Annotated in this window: 15 protein-coding genes; 10 read left to right on the top strand and 5 right to left on the bottom strand. The window is 37.5% G+C overall.

The genetic code is table 11. The features are described 5' to 3' along the window. Positions 1-288: 288 nt before the first annotated feature. The gene (locus AAGF08_RS00445) at positions 289-1,674 is read right to left on the bottom strand and encodes a hypothetical protein (RefSeq protein ID WP_343508909.1); all 1,386 of its coding nucleotides are present in this window, start codon (positions 1,672-1,674) and stop codon (positions 289-291) included. 94 nt (positions 1,675-1,768) lie between these two features. On the opposite strand from AAGF08_RS00445, the gene rbfA reads away from it, so the two are divergent. The 5 genes from rbfA to AAGF08_RS00420 all read left to right on the top strand — a co-directional run bounded on the left by rbfA (position 1,769) and on the right by AAGF08_RS00420 (position 7,338). After that, a complete protein-coding gene (rbfA, locus tag AAGF08_RS00440; protein ID WP_343508908.1) occupies positions 1,769-2,152 on the top strand; it encodes a 30S ribosome-binding factor RbfA in 384 nt (127 codons plus the stop codon). Between the two features lie 12 nt (positions 2,153-2,164). Further along, on the top strand, positions 2,165-3,391 hold the full coding sequence (locus AAGF08_RS00435; RefSeq protein ID WP_343508907.1) for an FtsX-like permease family protein: 1,227 nt from the start codon (positions 2,165-2,167) through the stop codon (positions 3,389-3,391). A gap of 182 nt (positions 3,392-3,573) precedes the next feature. Then, a complete protein-coding gene (locus AAGF08_RS00430) occupies positions 3,574-4,173 on the top strand; it encodes a hypothetical protein (protein ID WP_343508906.1) in 600 nt (199 codons plus the stop codon). A 142-nt stretch (positions 4,174-4,315) separates the two neighbouring features. After that, the gene (gene solA / locus AAGF08_RS00425; RefSeq protein WP_343508905.1) at positions 4,316-5,452 is read left to right on the top strand and encodes an N-methyl-L-tryptophan oxidase; all 1,137 of its coding nucleotides are present in this window, start codon (positions 4,316-4,318) and stop codon (positions 5,450-5,452) included. Between the two features lie 95 nt (positions 5,453-5,547). Beyond that, the gene (locus AAGF08_RS00420; protein ID WP_343508904.1) at positions 5,548-7,338 is read left to right on the top strand and encodes an ABC transporter transmembrane domain-containing protein; all 1,791 of its coding nucleotides are present in this window, start codon (positions 5,548-5,550) and stop codon (positions 7,336-7,338) included. Positions 7,339-7,347: 9 nt separating this feature from the next. On the opposite strand, the gene AAGF08_RS00415 is transcribed toward AAGF08_RS00420, so the two are convergent. Beyond that, entirely contained in the window at positions 7,348-8,019 is a 672-nt protein-coding gene (locus AAGF08_RS00415) for a class I SAM-dependent methyltransferase (RefSeq protein WP_343508903.1), read from the bottom strand. A gap of 215 nt (positions 8,020-8,234) precedes the next feature. On the opposite strand from AAGF08_RS00415, the gene AAGF08_RS00410 reads away from it, so the two are divergent. Beyond that, the gene (locus AAGF08_RS00410; protein ID WP_343508902.1) at positions 8,235-9,170 is read left to right on the top strand and encodes a class I SAM-dependent methyltransferase; all 936 of its coding nucleotides are present in this window, start codon (positions 8,235-8,237) and stop codon (positions 9,168-9,170) included. Here AAGF08_RS00410 and AAGF08_RS00405 read toward each other — a convergent pair. After that, positions 9,167-10,081: a universal stress protein gene (locus AAGF08_RS00405; protein WP_343508900.1), complete on the bottom strand. Its 915-nt coding sequence runs from the start codon at positions 10,079-10,081 to the stop codon at positions 9,167-9,169. The genes AAGF08_RS00410 and AAGF08_RS00405 overlap by 4 nt on opposite strands. Positions 10,082-10,185: 104 nt before the next feature. Here AAGF08_RS00405 and AAGF08_RS00400 point away from each other — a divergent pair, with 104 nt between their 5' ends. Continuing rightward, positions 10,186-10,731: a 2'-5' RNA ligase family protein gene (locus AAGF08_RS00400; protein WP_343508899.1), complete on the top strand. Its 546-nt coding sequence runs from the start codon at positions 10,186-10,188 to the stop codon at positions 10,729-10,731. A 119-nt stretch (positions 10,732-10,850) separates the two neighbouring features. Beyond that, positions 10,851-12,836: a M1 family metallopeptidase gene (locus AAGF08_RS00395; RefSeq protein ID WP_343508898.1), complete on the top strand. Its 1,986-nt coding sequence runs from the start codon at positions 10,851-10,853 to the stop codon at positions 12,834-12,836. 284 nt (positions 12,837-13,120) lie between these two features. Here AAGF08_RS00395 and AAGF08_RS00390 read toward each other — a convergent pair whose 3' ends face one another. Together AAGF08_RS00390 and AAGF08_RS00385 are read right to left on the bottom strand one after the other, a co-directional pair. After that, positions 13,121-13,798, bottom strand: a complete 678-nt coding sequence (locus tag AAGF08_RS00390) for a CAP domain-containing protein (protein ID WP_343508897.1) — start codon at positions 13,796-13,798, stop codon at positions 13,121-13,123. 69 nt (positions 13,799-13,867) lie between these two features. After that, positions 13,868-14,359 carry a DUF6702 family protein gene (locus tag AAGF08_RS00385; RefSeq protein WP_343508896.1) on the bottom strand — a complete coding sequence of 164 codons (492 nt, stop codon included), beginning with the start codon at positions 14,357-14,359 and terminating at the stop codon, positions 13,868-13,870. An 82-nt stretch (positions 14,360-14,441) separates the two neighbouring features. Between AAGF08_RS00385 and AAGF08_RS00380 the strand changes: the two genes are divergently transcribed. Both AAGF08_RS00380 and AAGF08_RS00375 read left to right on the top strand, forming a co-directional pair. Then, positions 14,442-15,023, top strand: coding sequence for a HupE/UreJ family protein (locus AAGF08_RS00380; protein WP_343508895.1), 582 nt, complete (start codon positions 14,442-14,444; stop codon positions 15,021-15,023). Positions 15,024-15,041: 18 nt separating this feature from the next. Next, on the top strand, positions 15,042-17,372 hold the full coding sequence (locus AAGF08_RS00375) for a M1 family metallopeptidase (RefSeq protein WP_343508894.1): 2,331 nt from the start codon (positions 15,042-15,044) through the stop codon (positions 17,370-17,372). The last annotated feature ends 180 nt before the right edge of the window (positions 17,373-17,552 follow it).

The following is a 17,552-nucleotide window of genomic DNA, read 5'->3' as shown; positions in this document are numbered from 1 at the left end:
AAGGAAAAAAAGAACGAAACCTGAGTTGGAACAAGAATCAATTTCAAATTACCAATTGATTTCAAATCAAAATTTATTACCAATTTTTCCATTAGCCGATAGTCCGTAGAAATCCGGTGGTCTTGGATTTGAATTTTTTGGCGGGAAAAGCTCTCTTGAAACAAAGAACTATGGTCCGACATTTTTAATATCATACTCATAAAAAAAGTATTTATTGAAAAACAGGAATAAAAAAAAAGGATATGTAAAAATACCCCTTATCATACTGAATGTCAAATATCTATCATTCTAATTTAGAATAAATACCCCTTTCTTTTGAAGTTTATAATGTCTGCTGAGTTCCGGGAAATCATTTAATATGGATTGAAACTGTCCTTCCTGATCTAAGATTATTTCAGGCTGTTGGTTTTGGAGCATTTGATAAAGCCGCGCCTTTTCTGGTAAATCCCTTTCTTGATCGAGATAAGTCTTACTTAATTGGTAGTTTAAAAATGGTCCTCCCAATATTGAATTTTGGTAATCCGAAATATTTGGCCCCAATATCATAATGTTTTTATTCTGAAAGGCTGGGTCGATCTGATCCGAAACAAAATATTCAGGATTATCCACATTATTTTGCCAATACCACCATGCAAAGGCAGGTAATCCAAGAATTAAAAGATAAAATCCAAGTTTTGGAATAATCCCTCTTCTTATATGGAGGAAAAATTGGGTTATCAGATAAGTAAAACCAGGCACAAAAATGATCAACTGAAAGCCGGCCTGTTTTTTTATGAACAGAAATTCTGCTGAGGCAAATAAAAGCCAAAGTATTATTAATTGACGTTGTTTTTGTTGGTTTATAGTTGATCCCTTTAAAACAGCGCTTAAAAAATAACCTATCAGGGAAAGTAAAATCGGGAATGCAGCAATAATCAACCAACTCCAGTAAGATTGATATGTAGACTTTGCAGTCAAAAGAATAAGTGGCCAAATATCTATCGCTTCTTGCAGCCCGTCATTCCAATAATAAAAAACGGAAATAAGTAAGATTGGTAGGGTATACCCCACTAGTGAAAGCATTAATTGCCGAAATGAAAATCCACTGATTACGATAGCTGTAAAGATAAGATAGGGTAAAAACAGAATATAGCTCGGATGAAATCCTGCAGCCAAACCACCATAAATACCAATTAGTAAAGTTGATTCACTGGTTTCCTTTTGAAGAACTGTTTGAGAAAAAAGTTGACCCAATGCCAAAATTAAAAAGGTACTTCCCAACATAGCCGGGTTTAGCGAAAGCATATCAAAAGAGAAGTGAAATAAGGCTGCCATAATTATGGCTGGTAAATATGTATTTTCATCAAATACTTTATATCGGATCAAGGTAGAGTTCCAATAAATGATTTGAAATAAGATGATTACTCTTCCTATCAATTCATAAGCAAGTTGACTTCTCCCAAATAATAAATCTATAAGAGTGAAAAAACCAGCTGAGAGCGGTCCCGTATCATCAATAATATCTTGATACAAAAAGAAACCCTGCCCAAGTCTTTCACCAAGTAACATCCAGATCAATTGAGGAGAGGTGATTGGAAGAGGATTCCAAACAAGATAGATGGAAGTTAAAATAAGCAAGTAAATTGCCAATCCTACCAACCTAAATGGGTCATTAACTTTGAAAAATCTAAGCAAGATGTTTGGAATATTGAGTTTGAAATGAGTTGCTTTTGCCCGAAATTAAAGCTTGCCCAACTATTTCGCTAAATTTGCACCACAAATACTTCATATGGAAAGTAAAAGACAACAAAAATACGCTAAACTAATCCAAAAAGAACTAGGCGATATCTTTCAGAAAGACGCGAAACACCTTATTGGAAAGGCTATGATCACGATCACCCATGTTCTGGTAAGTCCGGATTTGGGGTTTGCTAAAGTTTATTTAAGTTTTTTGCTTGCTGATCCTGATGCTACTTATAAGTTGATCAACGAGCATAAGAAAGAAATTAGGTATCAGTTGGCCAAGCGAATCGGAAAATCAGTTAGGATAATCCCTGAGATTGCATTTTTTCCTGATGATTCTGCTTCTTATGCCCAGCATATGGACAAAGTTATTTCTGATTTGAATATTCCTGAGGCTCCGGAAGAGGAGGAAGAGGAAAATGATGATTAACGGAACTCTAAATTGAACCTCAGTTTTTTCATAGCGGGCCGATACTTTCGCAGTAAAAAAAAGCGGAACTTTATCACCATCCTTTCCACTATTTCAATGGTGGGAGTGGCAGTGGGGACGATGGCTTTGGTAATAGTGATGTCTGTATTCAATGGTCTTGAGGATTTAATCAGGGGGCTTTTTGCAAGTTTTGATGCTGAACTGAAAATTGAAGCGGCGCAAGGGAAAAGTTTTGAGATCACAGAAGAATGGCTGGATAGTATTCGGGCTCTCGAAGGCGTGGAGATATTGACAGAGGTCATTGAGGATAATGCGTTATTTGATTATAATGGTAATCAAATTGTAGCCCGGCTAAAAGGAGTATCAGACAATTTTTTGGATCAAGGTAGGTTCTCAAGAGGTTATTTCTGGGGAGATACTACGCTTGGAACTGATCTTAGGCCAGCTGCAATTTTGGGAAGAGGAGTTGGTTTTTTCCTTTCTGTAAATTTGAATAATATCAATGTACCGTTAAAAGTTTTTTATCCAAAGGCACCAAGATCTGCGGCTAGTATTGACCCAAGCCAGCTTTATTCTTCCGCGATTCTAGAACCGGTTGCGTATTTTAGTATAGAGCGACAGTTTGATGATGAATATGTAATTGCCCCATTGGAATTTGCCAAAAATCTTCTGAATTATGGAAATAGGAGGACATCATTAGAAATTAAAGTAAATGAAAATGCATCAATTAGCGATGTTCAGAGAAGGTTAAAAGAGCTACTCGGTATAAAATTTTTAGTCAAAAATACAGATGAACAACATGCTGGGCTTCTAAGAACTGTCAAGCTTGAGAAGCTTTTTGTCTTTTTGACTTTGACATTTATTCTCGCCATTGCTTCATTCAATATTTTCTTCTCTTTAAGTATGTTGGCAATTGAGAAGAAAAAAGATATTGCTGTATTAAAAGCCATGGGAGCTCCTGATCGACTTATTAGGAGAATATTTTTGAAACAAGGGTCCTTGATTGCTTTGAGTGGAGCAATTATAGGGTTGGTATTAGGGTTTTTAGTTTGCTTAATTCAAGAGAGATTTGGACTGGTTTCTTTGGGGATTTCTTCTGCAGTTATTGATGCTTATCCAGTCAAAATTTCCTGGACTGATTTTTTATGGATTAGTATTTCTGTAATCGGAATTACCTTACTTGCGTCTTATAGGCCAGCATGGATTGCATCAAAAGTGGATACGGTAAAAGAGCTTTAGCCATACATTAGATGAAATTCCAAGATTAACCATACCAGTTTCTTATTTTTTATGGATGTCAAGGAGTCTGACAGAAAACAATTGAATCGAAATCACACTTAAAAAAATCCTACTAATTTTGCACTAAGGCATGTTTCTTGAAGCCTGAATCAAATCACCCCAAGTTGTAAATAAAATACCTAATGTTGAAAGTATTGACCCTAAGTAGTTTGCTGTTTTTGTTTATTGGAAATGGAGGCCTGGCTATGGCACAAGACGAAGGATCTTTAAATAGTGGCACAATAGATAGCCAATTTGAATACATCTATAACGTTTCCAATAGTTATAAAGAAAATAATCAAGAATATAAGATTGTCAAGAGGACCAATTTGGATAAGTTAATGTCTAATATGCTTGATTCCATGAGCTCCATGAGGCAGGAAGTATTGGGTCTTAAGACTCAGATTTCTAATCAAAAAGACTCTATTGCGAGTATGAATACTGTATTAGTTCAGGCCGAGGTAGAGAAAGAAGAAGCTATTGCAAACAAAGATAACTTCACGTTTTTAGGGATAGGAATTCACAAGAGTGCCTATTCTTCAATAATGTGGTTATTAGTAGCTATTTTAGGAATAGCCTTGGCATTTTTCTCGATGCAATACATGAGAAGTTTTAAGAAAATTAAAAAAGCTCAAAATGATCTTGCAGATGTACAGGAAGAGTTTGACACCCATAGAAAAAACACGCTAGATCGAGAGCGGAAATTAAAAAGAGAATTGGTTGATGCTCAAATGGGCAAATAGTAGATTACAACCCCAAAATATTATTGAAATATCATAAATGGGTAAGAAAACTGGGTTTCCAGAATTCTTACCCATTTTTTTCTTATTTTTTGATAAGTGAAATTCTAATTCGATCCGGGAGTATATTAACCTAGTTATTTGCATGAGTCAAAAAAAATATGATGTAGTAGTGATCGGATTAGGTGCAGTAGGAGCAGCAACACTTTTTCAACTTTCAAAATCCAATCGTTCCATTTTAGGAATTGATCGTTTCGATCCTCCGCATAAAATGGGCTCCTCTCATGGAGAGACAAGAATTACGAGATTGGCAGTAGGGGAATCTGATGCCTATGTTCCTATGGTAATGCGATCACATGAAATTTGGCGCGAGATTGAGCTGCTTTCCAACTCAAAGATTTTCACCCAATGTGGTGGCATTTTGTTTGATTCGGGAGAATCACCTTGGTCAAAGCACGGATCAGAAGGGTTTTTGAGTAGAACTGTGGGCTTTGCAGAGAAATATGGAATAAACCATAAAGTTTTTAATGCCAAACAATTTCATGAGAATTACCCACTTTTTCAATTAGGAAATAAGGGGGCTTGCTATTTTGAGCCGGCAGCTGGGTATGTTAGACCAGAGCAAGCAATTCTTTCACAGCTTGCGCTTGCGGAGACTAATGGTGCCCAAATTCTTAGAAATAGTCCGGTTTCCTCTATTTTAAAACTGGATAATGGTCTGATAAAACTCAATTTCCGGGGAGGAGAGGTACTTACGAATACAGTGATTAATTGCTCGGGGGGTTGGATAAAAGATTTTGTTTCAACTGAGGAAAGATCAAATTTTAAAATTTGCAGACAAGTGCTTCATTGGATTAAAATTGATTCTGATTCATGGAAAGATTCTCCTGTTTTTATGTGGGGGATGGGTCCTGACCCAGAGGATTTTATTTATGGTTTTCCAAGCTTGGATGGGAAAAGTATTAAAGTAGCCACAGAGTCTTTTATATCAGTTGATCATCCTGATCTGATTAATCGGGAAGTTAGCTTGGAAGAGCAACAAATATTTTGGGATGAAAAGATAAATCATAGGATTTCCGGCTTGAAGCCTGAGTTTCTGAAATCTGAGGTCTGTTTCTACACAGTTACTTCCGATGCTAAATTTGTCATCAAAAGGAATTCTGAAATTCCAAATGAATGGATAGTTTCAGCTTGCTCTGGTCATGGCTTTAAACACTCGGCAGCACTAGGTGAATATTTAGCTGATTTGGTTTTGGAGAGACCTACCAGATTCCAACTTTAATTGAATTTTTCTGTACTGAAAGGGAATATTAAAATGAGGAAGGATAAACTTATAAAAACCCTTACTTTTGTCTGTTCAATTACCAAAAAAGTCTAATGGCAAAACAAAGAGGCACTGCTTTGGAAGAGCATGAAAAGAGGAAGTTGTCAAAGCAGAATTTAGAGAAAATTGGAACCATATTTCGTTTTCTTTTGCCCTATAAATGGGCATTCATTTTGGGTTTGATATTTCTTCTCTTTTCTTCTTTAACTCTATTAACATTTCCGTTTGTCGCAGGAAAGCTGATTGACGCAGCTCAAGGAACAGAGTGGATAGTTTCTGATATCAATTCTATTGCCTTAATCTTGGTTGCAATTTTAGCTGTCCAAAGTATATTTTCATTCTTTCGAGTTTGGCTTTTTGCCTTGGTTTCTGAAAGATCTATGCGTGACATTAGGTTGGCTTTATATTCTAGAATGGTAAGGCTACCGATGACCTTTTTTGACAAGAGAAGAACAGGCGAGCTGATTTCAAGAATCACTGCGGATGTAAGTTTACTCCAAGACACCTTTTCTATTACTTTGGCAGAGTTTTTCAGGCAGATTGTCACATTGGTAGCTGGCGTCGGATTTTTGTTATATAATACTCCGAAGCTGACGCTTTTTATGTTGGGAACTTTCCCGGTTTTAGTCCTTATAGCGATGGTTTTTGGGAAATTTATCAGAAGACTTTCCAAAAAAACCCAGGATGAATTAGCTTCGGCAAATGTCATAGTTGAAGAAACATTACAATCTATCAGCACGGTAAAATCCTTTGTGGGTGAGGCTTACGAATCAGCTCGTTACGGCAAAGGGTTAAATTCTGTTGTCGGTGTCGCCTTGCGGCAAGCAAAATATCGGGGAGCGTTTATCTCTTTTATAATTTTTGCTTTGTTTGGAGGAATCGTCGCTGTGATGTGGTATGGAGCTAGCTTGGTGGATTCAGGAGAGATGAGCGTGGGTGAATTGGTTTCGTTTGTTCTTTACACCACATTTATCGGTGGATCAATTGCAGGTCTAGGGGACATCTATGGACAGGTTCAAAAAGCGATTGGTTCTTCAGAAAGAGTATTGGAAATTTTGGATGAAGAAACAGAAAGTGAAGGAGGAGATGTTGCTTTGGATTTTCAAGGTAAAATCGACTTTAAAAATATTCGTTTTCATTATCCCACAAGGCCTGAAGTTGATGTTTTAAAGGATCTTAGTTTCCATGTCAATCCAGGAGAAAAAGTAGCGCTTGCGGGTCACTCTGGAGCAGGGAAATCTACCATTATTCAATTGTTATTGAGATTTTATGACGTTCAAAATGGCAGCATTTTGGTTGATGATAAATCCATTACTAATTGGGACTTAAAGGCTTTAAGAAGTAAAGTTGGGATGGTCCCACAGGAAGTTTTACTTTTTGGAGGTTCTATTCGAGAGAATATTTCTTATGCTAAACCTAATGCTACAGAAGAAGAGATTATCCTTGCTGCTAAGAAAGCCAATGCATGGCAGTTTATCAGTAAGTTTCCAGAAGGATTAGAAACCATGGTTGGGGAAAGAGGAGTTAAATTGTCCGGAGGACAGCGGCAGCGAGTAGCTATTGCCCGTGCGATTCTAAAGAACCCGTCAATATTGATTTTGGACGAAGCAACCTCCTCTTTGGATGCAGAATCTGAGTCTTTAGTCCAAGAAGCTTTAGACGAGTTGATGAAAGGAAGGACAACAATTATCATAGCTCATAGACTTGCCACTATCCGTAAAGTAGACCGGATTTATGTTTTGAAAGACGGTGAAATAATCGAGGAAGGGAATCACCAGGATTTGCTGAAAAGAGAAGAAGGTTTTTATGCAAATCTAGTGAGGCTTCAATTTGCTGAAAATTGATAGAACTTATTAAATCAGATTATGGGCAGAGAATGATTTTACCATTCCCATCATTCGCTCTTCATAGATAGAAGCACCCGGAAATAATTTTTTCATACCAGCTTTATCAATCAATAAAATTTCATCCAAATATTGCTTGGCTTCAGCTTTATCCCATTTGTTAAGTCGACTTAATCTAGTCTTGGTTAGGACTGTCAACATCAATGATTTTGGCATATACTGGGCAAAGGGGATCGCATAATGAGCCTCAATAGGGAAGTATTTATTTGGTGTTTGCACAAAAAATGATTTGCCCACTCTTTGAATTTCTTTGGCCATTTTCATTTGATTCTCCCAGGTGTAAAGATGCTCAATCACTGAATTTGAGAATACCAGGTCGAAACTATTATCTGAAAACTCAGGCATATTTGTAGCATCACCAACCACGCTCCTGATTCTTGGATTATTGACTTCCTCCTTGCTCAGATTGAGTAAAGTGATTTCAATATTTGGGTTTTTTGGCAGCGAACTATTTTTCCAGAAATAATCAGTACCTCCAACATCCAAAATTTTTATAGGATCAGTTTTTTTGAATCTGGCATAAAAAAGAGCTTCAAATTCTTTCTGCCTTTTATTTCTTAGTCTAGCTCCTAAAGAATCGGGATTGTCAGATGAAGCAAATAAATTGGAAATAAAACTCATAATTTGCTCGGGGGAGCTTTTTTTGAAAACAATTAAATCCAAAAGTAATCAGCCTAGTCGAATCTTTTCTCAATTTTTTCAGGAAAAGAAGATTTTTCCTTGGCTAAGCTAACTATATGATTAATCCATGACAATTTTTCCTCTATATCTAAAAGTCAATAATCTTCAATAGCTTTGGAATTGATTTAGCATTTTACCAATTTTATTTTAACCCAATGAAAGTACTTGTTGATTCGATGGTGAATTGTAAATTTTGTGGTTCTACGGATCAAAAAGTACATGTTGCTAAGGAAAGAATGTTCGGATTGGGTGGTGAATTTACCTATTCTGAATGTTTGTCCTGCGGTTCCCTACAACTGGAAACTATTCCCTCTGATCTGTCACCTTATTATGCAAGTGGATATTATTCTTTGGTAGGTCTTACCCATTCTTCATTTTTTCGAAGATTTTTGAAAAGCCTTAGAATGAAAGCTTTTTATAAATTTGGGAGCGAATTTTTAGAACCTTCATTTGGCTATTGGTTGAAGAAAATAAAGCCAAAATTTTCTGATAGAATTGCAGATATAGGCTGTGGCAATGGTCAGCTTTTGTATGAATTTTATGCTTCTGGGTTTCAGAATTTGCATGGTTTTGATCCCTTTATTCAAAAAGAGCATAGAATTTCTCCTTCATTGACTATTTGGAAAAAAAGAATTGAAGAGTCAGATTTAAAATTTGACTTTATCATGATGCATCATTCTTTTGAGCACATGCCTGACCCATTGGCTATTCTTAAAGTTTGCTTTGAAAAACTTAAAGCTGGGGGAAAATTGCTTATTAGAACTCCGGTTTCTGACGCACAGCTTTGGAAAGATGAGGGAGTTTTTTGGGTACAGCTGGATGCTCCTCGACATTTGGTGATCCCTTCTACAAAAGGAATGGAACAAGTTGCTGGGAAAGTAGGCTTTATCTTGGATGAAATCGAATTTGATTCGAGTGAATTTCAGTTTTGGGGTACTGGGTTATACAAAAAGGGTTTACCCTTAGACCAAAAACTGATTGAAAAGAACTTTAAAAAAGAGGAGATCGATTCATTTAAAGAAAATGCCCTCCGGTATAACCAAGAGGGCAAAGGAGACCAAGTATGTTTTTACTTTAGAAAACCAGATTAAATTTTGAAAAGGGCGTCGAAAAAGCCCATTGTCTCTCCTTTTTTCTTAAAGATCAACATTGGAAGTTTGTTATTTACCATAACAAGCTTTTCTGCAACACTTCCTAAAAGGATTGCTGCAGATTTGGTTTTACCCCTAGATCCTAATAAGATCATATCGACGTCGAGCTTAATAGCTTCGTCTAACAAAACCTTACCATCATCTTGTCCATCATTCAGTACAAAGTCGCATTTCAATTCAGGATGGTTATGCTTGCTAACAAATTTTTTGAAATCACGACGAGCATTTTCCTTCATTATTTCCGCAAATTCTTCAAAACTTTTTCCTGTTTTAGAGTATCCGTGTGGTACGTGGTACATATGAACGGGAAGTAATTCTGCATGTAATTCATCCGAAATTCTTTCTCCAAAATCATAAATCATGTGTGTATGCTCTGAAAAGTCACTCGGGATCATGATTCTCTTTGGCAGACTAGGTTCTCTTTTTTCCTGTAACATCAAAATTGAGCAAGGTGCTTTTTTAGCTATACCCTTGGCAAGGGAACCATTGCCTTCCAAGGTTTCCTTTCTTCCCATGATGATAAGGTCCACATTTTTTATTTTTGCCCATCTTAAAAAAGTATCCAAGGGATGATTTCCCTCTTCGGCAAAAACTTCGATCTCTATATTTTCCGGAAAATGATACTGTTTTAATTTATCCTTGATGACAGCCTCAAGAGACTCGTCTCCAGGAGCCAATAAATCAGGATAATCGTCTAAGATTTCTTGGGGTATTGCCAAATCTTTTGCAACATGAACGAAATAGCATTTATCAATTCCCAGAAATTCTAAGAAAACGATCGTTTTCTTAATAAGAATATCATCCATTTCTGTAAGATCGAGGCCGATCATGGCCTTGGAAAAATATTTCATAGCAGTTTGGTATTTGAGATCATTAATTTAATGGTTCTATTGAGGAAATCGAATAGTTTTTTTGTTTTTGCATGTTAGAGTTGATTTCAAGGCAAAATTGAGTGATGGCAAGTTTTCAAAAATATTTTCTAGCCTTGGTTCCTGAAGGGGAATTACAAGAACAGGCAACTTTCTTAAAGGAAACGTTAAAAGAGCGATTTAATGTTAAATATGCGCTAAAATCACCAGCTCACATAACGGTGAAAATGCCTTTTACCTATAACGAATCAAAGGAAGAATATTTGGAACAAAGGTTGAAAGAGTTTTTAAAAGACTATCATCCTTTAGAGTTAATAGTTGGAGGTGTCCGAAAATTTGGAGATCGAGTTGTCTACTTGAATGTGGAGGGAAAAGAGGATTTATTTTTTTTTCAAAAGAACTTGAAAGCATTTTGTAAGCGAGAATTGAATATTGTAGATGAATTAAGTGATAGAAACTTTCATCCCCATATGACGATAGCATTTAAAGATCTGAAAAAAAACCAAATACCAAATATTATTAAAGTATTGGAGGAGCAACCTGTTCTAGAAAGGTTTGTCGCTGAGCAACTTTTTTTGCTTAAGAGAGTCGAGGGAAGGTGGAAAACTCACAAGAAAATAAAAATTGGTTGACCCTAATGTTTTTTAAACCATTACTCTAGTGTTCTTATTTTTAAATATGTTCTCTATAGGGTTTTAATGTATTTGTTGGAAATTTCTATTAGTTTTCTAATTCAAAAAATTAGCTGCCGATGCGTATACTACTTTTATTATTGTTATTCAGCTCTTCGATTGTTTTTGCACAGGAGAATAAACTTAAACCCCTTCGTACCTCGATGGAGACAGAAACGAGAGCAATTCGGCAATATGTTCCTATGACGAATTCTATACGTAATGCGTTTGAAGCAGGGACCAGAGATTTTACAGGTAGACCGGGGCCTAACTATTGGCAATTGGAAACAGATTTTACTATCAATGCCAGTTTGGATCCTTCCACTCAAACCATTACTGGATCAGAAAAGATATTGGTTCATAATAATAGCAAGGATGATTTGACGCAGATCGTTTTGAGACTGGATCATAATATTTTTCGTGCTGACGTGCCGAGGGGATTTTCTACTCCTGCAGAGCAAACGGAGGGAATGATTGTTACAGCCATAAAAGTAGCAGGAGAAGCAGTTGACTTAGCGGCAGCTCCCACTAGGAGAAACGATCCGTCACAATTGCGAGCGAGTGGATTGAACAGAACGGTAGCTACTATTACCCTGAGCAATCCAATTAAAGCAGGAAGTACTGTGGAATTAGAAATTGATTGGCATACCAAATTACCGGGAGGGTCTGGCGGAAGAGGCCATAGAATGACTCAGCGTTTTGATAGCACCTTGTTTCAGCCAACCCAATGGTTTCCAAGATTGGCTAAGTACGATGATTTGAGAGGTTGGGAAACCAATGACTATTTAGGTCCGGCTGAATTCTTCAATAATTTTGGAAGTTTTGATGTTTCGTTAACTGTTCCTGCAGGATGGATAGTATCTGGAACCGGAGTACTTCAAAACCCTGAAGAGGTATTGACTCCTAAAGCTATTCAGCAACTCTCTAAAGTATTAGATTCCGATGAAGAAATTACAATCGTTGGAGAAGATGAGAACGGTCCAGAAAAGTCTACTTTGGGAGGGAATCAATTGACCTGGAGGTTTAAAGCAGATAAAGTAAATGATTTTGCATGGGCTACATCAGATAGATTTATTTGGAAAGCAACTCGTGCTATGATTCCAGAAAAAGGTCCTATTCCAATTCATATGGTCTTTATTCCAGAAAGAGCAAGATATTTTGAAAACGCTGCCGAGAGAACTCGCCATGCTTTAGAATTTTACTCAAAACTCTGGGCGCCATATCCATTTCCTCAACTAACCTTACAAGATGGGCCAAGTGCTGGGATGGAATATCCAATGGTGATCAACTCAAATCAAGGTGCTGCAGATCATGAAACAGCACATCAGTGGTGGCCAATGATGGTAGGTACTAACGAGACCCGATATGGATGGATGGATGAAGGATTTAATCAGTACATGAATATTCTTTCTGCTGCTGATGCAGCTGACCGACCTTATGATCTTGATGGGTATGGCCAAAGATATGGACGCATCAGTGGGAGTGAAGATGAAGCTCCCTTGATGTGGAGTGCGAACTATGCCGGAACAGGATATGGATTTCAGACCTACCAAAAAACACCGCTTATGTTGTCTATGCTTGGAGGAATTGTGGGTGATGAAGCAGTCATCAATGCCATGAAGAAATATACAGCCACTTGGGCCTATAAGCATCCTTCACCTTGGGACTATCTATTTTTTATGAATCATGAATTAGGTCAAAATCTAGAATGGTTCTGGTACTATTGGTTATTTACAACTGAGTCGGTAGAAGGATCAATTCAAGAGGTACAATATTCAAATGGAAAAACCAAAGTGACTGTAAGACAGGATGGAGAAATGCCTTCTCCTGTAGTCCTTTTAGTAGAATTTGAAGAAGAAGGTCCAGAAATTAAGAATATGCCAAATTCAAAAATGGTGAATGAAACAGCAGCAGAAATTACCTGGCCTGTAACTGTATGGTTTGATGGGGACAAGACCTTTGATGCGGTTTTAGACTTTGGAGATAGAAAAATCAAAAAAATTACCCTGGATCCACACGGAAGATTTCCTGATAAAAATCTAGAGGATAATAGTTGGACCAGATAGGAAAATCAGGTTACAAGACGAATGGATTTTCTTCTTTGCTGAAAAATTTATTGGAAATAAATAACAAAAGCCCCAAGAATTGGGGCTTTTGTTTCAATGACAATAGGTATCAACTAAACTAAGAAAAGCCTTACTCTCCGTATGAGTTGCAAGACTGAACTGCGTCATTTAGTAGATTAAAACTGAATTAAATTCTTAAGGTTTCCTCTTTAAGATTTTTTATGATTATAGGGTCATTCAGCCTCCAATCGGGCTTTTATTAGGATAAATGACCTTTAATGATTTTACTTTTGACCACCACCAAAGCACTGTACACTAATGAAGTTGGGCATATCATGAAACGTTTCATCTCCATAATAAGCAGCTGCACAGCCCATGTACTCGTAACAGGTACTAATGATATTATTTTTATGTCCTCTGGAATTCATCCATAAAATCAAAACAGATCTGGCATATGAAATATAAGTATGCGGGACTATTTCCTCTCTCTTGGATCGACTCACATAAGTAAATATTCCGTTAGGCCCTGGGGGATTGACTTTCCTTCCGTATTCATATTGGAGGCCATTGCTTGAGCTGATGTTTTCAGCATAGCAATAGGGATCAAGCCCTTCGATTTTTAACCTATCCGTCAGCATTTTTTTGCCGGGCACCTTGCTATAATGAGAATAGAAGTCATAGTTCACCATGTCCTCTGCATGATCTTTGGCGACTTTTTCTGCCGCAGGCAAATGCTTTAGCAAAGGCAGTCTTCTTTTTGCCCGCATTTCATTCGTGACATAGAAGATCGCTGCATTCAATAACGGCCTATCAATATTTTGAAAATCAATAGGTTTGTAAATTGCATCTAATTTAAAAAAAGTCTCAAGTGAATATTTTTGATAGTCATTTTCAGACCAATTCTGGGCGAAAAGCGAGGACGGAAAATAAAGGAATAAAGCTATAAAGGGTACTCTGATCAAGGCAAATTGTCATTTTTCGGTTGATTCAATGACGAAGAAATTTCAAAATTATTATCCTTAATAAATTCTTTATAAATCCAATTGCTCTGATTCGTGGTCCTTTCTTAAGAGAAGGCTTTTTGGACTGTTTCCTTTCACATAGACATGCACGATGTTTTGCTGGGAATCATGCTCGTCAATCAAAACAGAATTTTGCACTTTAATAGATTTCTCAAAAGTAGTCTTAGTGGATTCTATGTAGAACCAGATAGCTTCTTCTTCCACCTCATATCCAATCAGATTCAAACCAACAGGCTTACCATCTACCCAGATTTTATTTTTTTCCAACAGATAAGCTTTGACTTGCTCATCAAATAATTTCTTATCTGTGGGGTTAAGGACATCAATGGGTGTGCGGTGAAATTTTTCCAAAGAAACTTCTAGATCATCCCAAAAAATTTTCTCAGCGATTTCTAATTTTTGACTGGTTTCATTATACCTGATCTCAGTAAGGCTAATGAAAAATGGATGAGTACTGACCAGCCATCCCAAAGAAATAAGGCATATGTAAAGATGTTGCATTTGGTAATAGTCTTTTGTCTTTTATGGGAATAATCCTGTATTATTGCCGCAATTTACTTCTTTCGAAGTAGTTCTACCCTATATGAATTCCTTTCAGTTGTACTTTCGTTTGGGTGTTCAGCATATTTTGGACATTCAAGGTTACGATCATATTTTATTTGTTTTGGCACTTTGTGCAGTTTTTATTCCAAGGGATTGGAGGAAAATCATCATTTTGGTGACTGCATTCACTGTTGGTCACTCGTTGACTTTAGCTTTGGCCACATTTAAAGTCATTCAGGTCAATACGGAATTGATTGAGTTTTTGATTCCTGTAACCATTGCCATTACTGCCTTTATCTCTATCCTTCGCCCAAAACCAGCTTCTGGCAAAGGATTAACCATCAATTATATATTTGCCCTGTTTTTCGGGCTAATCCATGGATTGGGCTTTTCCAACTACCTGAGAAGCTTGTTGGGAAAAGAAATAGCAATTTGGAAGCCGCTTTTGGCTTTTAATTTAGGACTTGAATTAGGACAGCTGGTTATTGTAGCCTTCTTTCTGTTAGCCACGTCAATTTTGGTTGGTATCGCAGGGGTAAGTAGAAAAGAATGGACTTTGATCGTTTCCTCTTTTGTATTTGGAATCGCACTCATGTTAATGTTAGAAATGAAATTTTGGTAATAAATCACCTTTAGTAATATGAAGAAAATAGGATTAATCGCTTCTTTGGCTCTATTGAGTTTGACCAGTGTTTTTGCTCAAAATAGATCGGAGCAAAACCACGCGGAACGCTTTGAACAGCTAGGAACAATGCTTCGCACACCTAATGTGTACAGAACAGCTTCTGGTGCTCCAGGTCATATGTATTGGCAGCAGCAGGCAAATTATGTGATCAATGTGGAATTGGATGACGAAAACCAATCCATTAAAGGTTCTGAAAAAGTCACTTATATCAATAATTCTCCAGATCAATTGACTTACCTCTGGGTTCAATTGGAGGAAAACCAGCGTGGAGCTGGTTCCAGTACGCCTAAGGTTGCTGAAAGCTCCATCAATAAGGGAATGACACTTCGTTCACTTCAAGGGATCATCTGGGCAAATGAGGATTTTGGATATAAAGTATTAGAGGTAAAAGATGCCAAAGGCAATCCACTTCCTGTGACAGTGAATAATACCATGATGCGGATTGATTTGCCAACTCCGCTGAAAGCAGGTGATTCTTTCACCTTCGGTGTGGACTGGTCCTTCAACATCACGAATAGAGTAGGATATATCTCGGGTCGTCCGGGATATGAATATTTCGAAGGAGATGGAAATTACTTATATACTATGGCTGAGTGGTTCCCAAGAATGGCCGTTTACTCTGATTTTGAAGGATGGCAAAACAAGCAGTTCCTTGGTAGAGGAGAGTTTGCTTTGGTATTCGGAAATTACGAAGTGAATATTACCGTACCTGCAGATCATATGGTTGGCGCAACTGGGGTGTTACAAAATCCAAATCAAGTACTTTCTTCAACAGAATTGGATCGTTGGAACAAGGCAAAGCAAACCTATGATGCTCCAGTCGTGATTAGAACCCAGGAAGAAGCTACAGAATTGGAAAAAGGAAAATCCACAGAGAAAAAAACGTGGAAATTCAAAGCTGAAAACGTGAGAGATTTTGCCTGGACTTCTTCCCGTAAATTTATATGGGATGCGATGGCAGTGAAGCAAGGTGGGAAAGATGTGATGGCGATGTCTTATTATGCTAAAGAAGCTAATCCACTTTGGGGTCAATATTCTACCCGCGTAGTGGCTCATACTATCAAATCTTATTCAAGCCATACGTTCGATTATCCTTATCCAACAGCGATCTCTGTGGAGGCAGCAAACGGTATGGAATACCCAATGATCTGTTTCAACTATGGTCGCCCTGATTCGGATGGTACCTATTCTGAAGCGGTGAAAAACGGAATGATCGGCGTGATTATCCACGAAGTGGGTCACAATTTCTTCCCAATGATTGTCAATTCTGACGAGCGTCAGTGGACATGGATGGATGAAGGCTTGAATACCTTTATGCAGTACATGGCGGAGCAGGAATGGGATCGTAATTTCCCTTCCAGAAGAGGTCCAGCACATAAGATCGTTCCTTACATGAGAAGCGAGAAAAATACTTTGGAGCCAATCATGACCAATTCAGAAAACATAGTTCAGTTCGGTCCAAATGCTTATGCGAAACCTGCAACTGCCTTGAATATCTTGAGAGAGACGGTAATGGGTCGTGAGCTATTTGATTATGCTTTCAAAGAATACGCGAGAAGATGGATGTTTAAACACCCTACTCCGGATGATTTATTCAGAACTTTGGAAGATGCATCGGCGGTAGATTTGGATTGGTTCTGGAGAGGATGGTTCTACGGAACTGAGGCAGTGGATATTTCCATTGAAAATGTTTCTTGGTTTAAATTAGATCAGCGCACTCCAGCGGAGAAAGCAGCAGATGCAAAAGCAGCGGCAGAGTATGATGAAACGAATGTTTCTAGAACTAATAACATGAAAGATGTTCCTGAAACGGTGATTGAAGCAGATCCTGCTACCAGAGATTTCTACACGACCTACAATCCATTTACGGTAACTCCCGCAGATGAGGAAGCTTATAAGAATTTCATGGCGAGCCTTTCTCCAGAAGAGAAGGAATTGATGAATTCTGATTTGAATTTCTATGAAATCAACTTCAAAAACGTTGGTGGATTGGTGATGCCGATTATTTTGGAATGGCAGTATACAGATGGAACTTCAGAAATTGATCGAATTCCTGCGGAGATCTGGAGAATGAATGAAACTGAGGTGACCAAGGTTTTTGCCAAGAAAAAAGAAGTGAAGCAGATTGTTTTGGATCCTTTGAGAGAAACAGCTGATATCGACGAGAGCAGTAACTACTGGCCAAGACAATACCAGCCAACAAGATTTGAATTGTTTAAAGGTTCGGGAGCTGCAAGAGGAACTTCTACCGGAAGCAACCCAATGAAGAGAGCAAAAAACAATTAAGATTGTGAATTATAAAAAAGCCGGCGAGAGTCGGCTTTTTTGGTTTCAACTCTTAACGAAAGCTGGGTTAAACTGCTCTTCCAGGTTTGTAACCTCGAAGCTAGATCTGAAGATTTTTAATCTTCTTAAATATTTCCTTTATCCAAATTCTGTTAGCGGAATAGATCCTTTTTCTTATTC

The sequence above is a fragment of the Algoriphagus sp. SE2 genome (assembly GCF_039563885.1).
Taxonomy (GTDB): Bacteria; Bacteroidota; Bacteroidia; order Cytophagales; family Cyclobacteriaceae; genus Algoriphagus.
Note: the sequence above shows the minus strand (reverse complement) of the source record. Positions and strands in the feature narration are given on the sequence as shown.

Bases quoted from the DNA above. Each gene is read 5' to 3' on its own strand.
- rbfA (WP_343508908.1), top strand. From the start codon at position 1,769: ATGGAAAGTAAAAGACAACAAAAATACGCTAAACTAATCCAAAAAGAA.
- AAGF08_RS00430 (WP_343508906.1), top strand. From the start codon at position 3,574: ATGTTGAAAGTATTGACCCTAAGTAGTTTGCTGTTTTTGTTTATTGGA.
- solA (WP_343508905.1), top strand. From the start codon at position 4,316: ATGAGTCAAAAAAAATATGATGTAGTAGTGATCGGATTAGGTGCAGTA.
- AAGF08_RS00420 (WP_343508904.1), top strand. From the start codon at position 5,548: ATGGCAAAACAAAGAGGCACTGCTTTGGAAGAGCATGAAAAGAGGAAG.
- AAGF08_RS00415 (WP_343508903.1), bottom strand. From the start codon at position 8,019: ATGAGTTTTATTTCCAATTTATTTGCTTCATCTGACAATCCCGATTCT.
- AAGF08_RS00410 (WP_343508902.1), top strand. From the start codon at position 8,235: ATGAAAGTACTTGTTGATTCGATGGTGAATTGTAAATTTTGTGGTTCT.
- AAGF08_RS00405 (WP_343508900.1), bottom strand. From the start codon at position 10,081: ATGAAATATTTTTCCAAGGCCATGATCGGCCTCGATCTTACAGAAATG.
- AAGF08_RS00400 (WP_343508899.1), top strand. From the start codon at position 10,186: ATGGCAAGTTTTCAAAAATATTTTCTAGCCTTGGTTCCTGAAGGGGAA.
- AAGF08_RS00395 (WP_343508898.1), top strand. From the start codon at position 10,851: ATGCGTATACTACTTTTATTATTGTTATTCAGCTCTTCGATTGTTTTT.
- AAGF08_RS00385 (WP_343508896.1), bottom strand. From the start codon at position 14,359: ATGCAACATCTTTACATATGCCTTATTTCTTTGGGATGGCTGGTCAGT.
- AAGF08_RS00380 (WP_343508895.1), top strand. From the start codon at position 14,442: ATGAATTCCTTTCAGTTGTACTTTCGTTTGGGTGTTCAGCATATTTTG.
- AAGF08_RS00375 (WP_343508894.1), top strand. From the start codon at position 15,042: ATGAAGAAAATAGGATTAATCGCTTCTTTGGCTCTATTGAGTTTGACC.